3 protein-coding genes and 1 pseudogene are annotated in these 4,878 nt (G+C 60.6%); 3 read left to right on the forward strand and 1 reads right to left on the reverse strand.

All coding sequences use genetic code 11. The annotated features are described in order from the left end of the window. A pseudogene (locus tag JSE7799_RS09950) lies at window positions 1-190 on the reverse strand (IS256 family transposase); the annotation flags it as partial. A 544-nt stretch (window positions 191-734) separates the two neighbouring features. Between JSE7799_RS09950 and JSE7799_RS09955 the strand changes: the two are divergent. From JSE7799_RS09955 to pstA, 3 genes are all read left to right on the forward strand, one after another. After that, a complete protein-coding gene (locus JSE7799_RS09955) occupies window positions 735-1,772 on the forward strand; it encodes a substrate-binding domain-containing protein (RefSeq protein WP_055663480.1) in 1,038 nt (345 codons plus the stop codon). 84 nt (window positions 1,773-1,856) lie between these two features. Next, a complete protein-coding gene (gene pstC, locus JSE7799_RS09960; protein ID WP_055663481.1) occupies window positions 1,857-3,239 on the forward strand; it encodes a phosphate ABC transporter permease subunit PstC in 1,383 nt (460 codons plus the stop codon). Between the two features lie 10 nt (window positions 3,240-3,249). Next, window positions 3,250-4,548: a phosphate ABC transporter permease PstA gene (gene pstA / locus JSE7799_RS09965; protein ID WP_055663482.1), complete on the forward strand. Its 1,299-nt coding sequence runs from the start codon at window positions 3,250-3,252 to the stop codon at window positions 4,546-4,548. The last annotated feature ends 330 nt before the right edge of the window (window positions 4,549-4,878 follow it).

A 4,878-nucleotide genomic window follows, 5' to 3' on the forward strand; every position in this document is an offset into this window, starting at 1 on the left:
GTTTGTAGCCGTTGGCATAGCCGTGACGCTCGGGCGTGCGCTCATAATGGCTCGCGCCGAGAAACCGCTCCCGTTCGATCTGCATCGCCAGCTCGAAAGCCCGCGCGAACACCGATGCGATCTCGCCGGGCCCGTGCTCGATCAACTGTTCCAAGACCGCCTCAAGCGCCGTATCCTTCCGCCTGTCCATTCGTTCTTCTCCATGGTTGTGTTGCAAGGCCATGGAATACCAGAATGGGCAGCTTGTGCTGGAGGCGCCCCAGCACGAGCTCACGCCCCGCGTCTCAAGCGAATTTCCAGACCTGAGGGTACAGTACCGGCGGGGGCGGGCCAGCGTGCCGCGGCCACTATCTGTGGAACAGGCAAACCAACGTATCGGAAACTGTGGGCACTCCTGAAGGAGCTTCTAGCGGCAGTCGAAAGCCGAAGCGGACGGGGCAGGACAAGTGGCGTGGACGTCCGGCGCCTTTTGTGAAACTTCTGTGAAATCAGCATCTCGTGCCTCTGCCGAGATTGCTCGATCTGAGCGATGGAACTAGCCACTACGGCATCGAGTCGGTGGCGTCGTAAGCGGCGGCCCGGTTCGAGCGGCCGATGGGAAGCGGGGAGGGTTGATCATGTCTCGGCAACGAAAATGCAATATCGGCCTCGCCACCGTCGGCTTTGGTGTATGCGAAGCGGGCGCTAGATGCGCCGGGCGCATGACTTTTCCTAAGAATGACTCGGGTGTTCATATGATCTACGCGAAACTTGCAATTTCGGCGCTGGCCGTCGCCGCGGCCTCGGCGGCCTCGGCACAATCGCGGGACCAGATCCGCATTGTCGGCTCTTCGACCGTCTTCCCCTATACGCAGGCCGTGGCCGAGCAGTTTTCGAGCATGACTGGCGCCCCGTCTCCCATCGTGGAATCCACTGGGACCGGTGGCGGCATGCAAATCTTCTGCCAGGGGATCGGCGAGCAATACCCGGACATGGCCGGCGCTTCCCGTGCGATGAAGCCTTCGGAGTATGAGCTTTGTCAGTCGAACGGCGTGGAAAGCGTCAGCGAAGCGCTGATCGGGTACGACGGCCTTTCGCTGGCAGTCTCGCGCGAAAGCGAGCAGGACTGGGACCTGACGCTCGCGGAGATTTATCAGGCGCTCGCGGCCGAAGTGCCGGTGGACGGAGAGTGGGTCGAAAACCCCTACACGATGTGGAGCGAGATCGATCCGGATCTTCCCGAGGTGGAAATTCTCGCCTACGGCCCGCCGCCGACATCGGGCACCCGCGACGCCTTTGTCGAGCTTGCGATGCACGCGGGCTGTGAAGAACTGTCCTACGTGCAGGAAGGCGACCTCGACGGCGACTGGGTGGAGGAGAACTGCTCGCGCATGCGGACCGACGGGCCTTTCGTGGAAGCCGGCGAGAACGACAATCTCATCGTTCAACGGCTCAACGCGGATGCAAACGCCATCGGCATCTTCGGCTATTCGTTCCTCTACGAGAACATGGATACCCTGAAGCCCGTCAGTATTGCCGGCGTCGAGCCGAGCGAAGAGACGATCGGCGATTTTTCTTATCCCGTCTCGCGCCCGCTCTACTTCTACGTAAAGAACGCGCATCGCGGGGTGATCCCGAACCTTGAGGAATTCGTTGCCGAATATGTCTCCGAGGATGCGCTTGCGCCCGGTGGCTACCTCACGGAGCGGGGCCTCGTGCCGCTTTCCGACGAGCGTCGCGCCGAGATGCAGGACGCGGTCCTGTCCGCCGAGCCGATGAGCGCACCGGAGTAAAATCCCTCAGACCCGGTCGCCCGGACTGCCCGGGCGGCCACTTGGCCCTTGCTTTGTCAGGGGCAAAATTGTCCGGACGTTGCCATGAACCTCACCGCTCTTGCCTTCGCTATTCTGCTCCTCGCATCGCTCTCCGGTTACATGCTAAATCGGCGGGCGGCGCTTTCCCTGCAGAGAGGAGGCGCCAGACTGCACTCACTTCCCTGGTTTCATGGACTCTATTCCGGCCTGACGATTTTGGTGCCGGTTCTCGTTCTTCTGCTCGTCTGGCAGGTTGCTCAGGCTCCGATCGCCGACCGGCTTGTCGTGTCGGGGCTTCCGGCTGAGGAAATGGCGGATCTGAGTCTTGGCGAGCGGCAGCTCGTCCTGGCCGAGATCAAGTCGATCGCGTCCGGTCGCGTTTTCGGTACACCGGCCGACTGGAAGATCGCTGCGGCCGACCGGCTGACGGGGGTGGAGCGCGGAGCTTCCATGGCTCTGGTCTTTTTCACGCTGATGACAACGTCCGTTCTTCTGATTTTGGCGCGGCGTCGCGTGGTGCCCGAATTCCGTGCCCGGCAGGGGGCGGAGGGTGTGGTGCATTCTCTCATGATCTTCTGCTCCACCGTCGCCATCTTCACGACAGTGGGCATTGTGGCTGCACTGCTTTTCGAAACGATCAAGTTCTTCCGAATGGTGCCGCTGACAGAGTTTCTGTTCGGCTTGAACTGGGAGCCGCAAATTCCGATCCGGTCGGATCAGATCGCCGCCGCGGGCGCCTTCGGGTGGGTGCCGGTCATCCTCGGTACAATCGTCATAACGGTAGTCGCCCTTGTGGTCGCGGTGCCGGTGGGGCTGATCTCGTCCGTTTACCTGAATGAGTTCGCGCCGCGGCGTGTCCGGAACTCGGTAAAACCCATCCTCGAACTTTTGGCCGGGGTGCCGACGGTCGTTTACGGCTTCTTCGCGATCCTCGTTGTTGCGCCGGCCATCCGAAGCGCGGGGCAGGCCATCGGCCTTGACGTTGCGCCCAACACGGCGCTCGCTGCAGGGAGCGTCATGGGCATCATGCTCATTCCGTTCATCTCTTCGTTTGCGGATGACGCGATGTCCGCCGTTCCGCATTCGTTGCGGGACGGAGCGTTGGCGCTTGGGGCGACACGAGCCGAGATGATGATGAACGTCGTTTTTCCTGCCGCCCTCCCGGGTATCGTCGGCGGCGTACTTCTCGCGGTCAGCCGTGCGATTGGTGAGACGATGATCGTTGTCATGGCCGCCGGACTTATCGCCTCCCTGACGGTCAACCCGCTTGAGAGCGTGACCACGGTCACGGTTCAGATCGTCACGCTGCTGATCGGCGACACTGCTTTCGACAATCCCAAGACGCTGGCTGCGTTCGCGCTCGGGATGATGCTTTTCCTTGTTACGCTGGCGATCAATGTCCTCGCGCTCCGCGTCGTGCGGAAGTACCGCGAAGCTTACGACTGAGGTTTTTGAGATGACTGATATCGCAAAAGACGCGCCCGGGCCGCGGTCCTCCTCCTCAGACGTTGTGGCAAAATCACTCCGGCGCCGTCGTCAGCGTCAGACACGTTTGAAACTGTATGGCATCGGTGCCTTGTCCATCGCCATTTTGATGCTGTCGATCCTGATCGGATCGCTGGTGATCAGTGGTTACAAGGCCTTTGTGCAGACGCAAGTTTCGCTCGAGGTGTTCGTCGATCCGGACGAGGTTTCGCTGGAGACGCTCCCACGGGGGGGCTTCAGCGATATCGTCAACCAAAGTCTCGCGTCCCTCTTCCCTGAAGTGGACCCGGAGGACAGGGCAGAGATGCGGGAGTTGAGCGCGATCCTCTCCAACGGAGCGCAGTTCAAGCTGCGGGACCTGGTCGTGGAAAACCCGGGCCTCATCGGCGAGACGGTAGAGATGACTGTTCCCGTCTCCGATCCCTTCGATCAACTCGCAAAGGGTCTGGTCCAGCGGGATACGCCCGAAGGGCAGCGCAGGGTCAGCAATCAGCAGATAGGGTGGTTCGACCAATTGGCCGAGGCCGGAGCGATCAGTCAGCCGTTCAATTGGGCCTTGTTCACCAATGCGGACAGCCGTTTCCCTGAGCTTGCGGGCCTGAAGGGTGCGTTGATCGGTTCGTTCTGGGCTTTGCTTGTTTGTTTCGTAATTTCGTTCCCGATTGGGATTGGCGCGGCGATCTACCTTGAGGAATTTGCGCCGAAGAACCGTTTGAGTGACTTCATCGAGATCAACATCAACAATCTTGCAGCCGTGCCGTCGGTCGTTTTCGGGCTGCTTGCGCTGGCTGTTTTCATCGGTTGGTTCGGCATGCCGAGGTCGGCCCCCATCGTGGGAGGCCTGACGCTGGCTTTGATGACCATGCCGACAATCATCATCGCGACGCGTGCCGCGCTCAAAGCTGTCCCGCCGTCGATCAGAGAAGCTGCACTGGGTGTCGGTGCTTCGCGGCAGCAGGTGGTCTTCGATCACGTGCTTCCGCTTGCGCTCCCGGGGATTCTTACGGGAACGATCATCGGGCTTGCTCAAGCCTTGGGCGAGACGGCCCCATTGCTTCTGATCGGGATGAACGCGTTCATCACCTCCGCACCTTCTTCTCCTTTCGACAGCGCGACGGCACTGCCGACGCAAATCTTCATTTGGGCAGACAGCCCGGAACGCGGCTTCGTCAGCCGTACCTCCGCAGCAATTCTTGTGCTGCTAGGATTCCTGATGCTAATGAACGCGATCGCGATTTTTCTGAGGAACCGGCTGGAGCGTCGTTGGTAGTAGAGGCCGGATCGATCGTCCCGTTTTGCTATTTAATGAATGCTCAAGTTCCCTTTCCTCCAACGGAACATCTGTCCGACCTTATTAACCCGCATAATTCATGAAGCTGCGGACTTGTGCTCCGTGGGATGGTTTCCCCGGTCTCGGTTTTCTTGCGTGCACCCGGTGTTTGCGTCCGGTTGGCAGGCCGGCCGGTGACTTGGGTCTTGGGCGATACGGGTTGATGTTTCTGGGTTTGTCGGGGCGCTTGCGTCAGGCTGTTTTCGGTGGGGCGAGGGCGTCGAAGAGAAGGAGGAGAAGTCCCTTTCGGGGACACGATGCCGGCAGGGT

Origin of the sequence: Jannaschia seosinensis, assembly GCF_001408515.1 — a bacterium.
In the GTDB taxonomy this organism is placed as follows: domain Bacteria; phylum Pseudomonadota; class Alphaproteobacteria; order Rhodobacterales; family Rhodobacteraceae; genus Jannaschia; species Jannaschia seosinensis.

Excerpts from the sequence above, each read along its gene's own strand:
- JSE7799_RS09955 (WP_055663480.1), top strand. The coding sequence starts at position 735 with ATGATCTACGCGAAACTTGCAATTTCGGCGCTGGCCGTCGCCGCGGCC.
- pstC (WP_055663481.1), top strand. The coding sequence starts at position 1,857 with ATGAACCTCACCGCTCTTGCCTTCGCTATTCTGCTCCTCGCATCGCTC.
- pstA (WP_055663482.1), top strand. The coding sequence starts at position 3,250 with ATGACTGATATCGCAAAAGACGCGCCCGGGCCGCGGTCCTCCTCCTCA.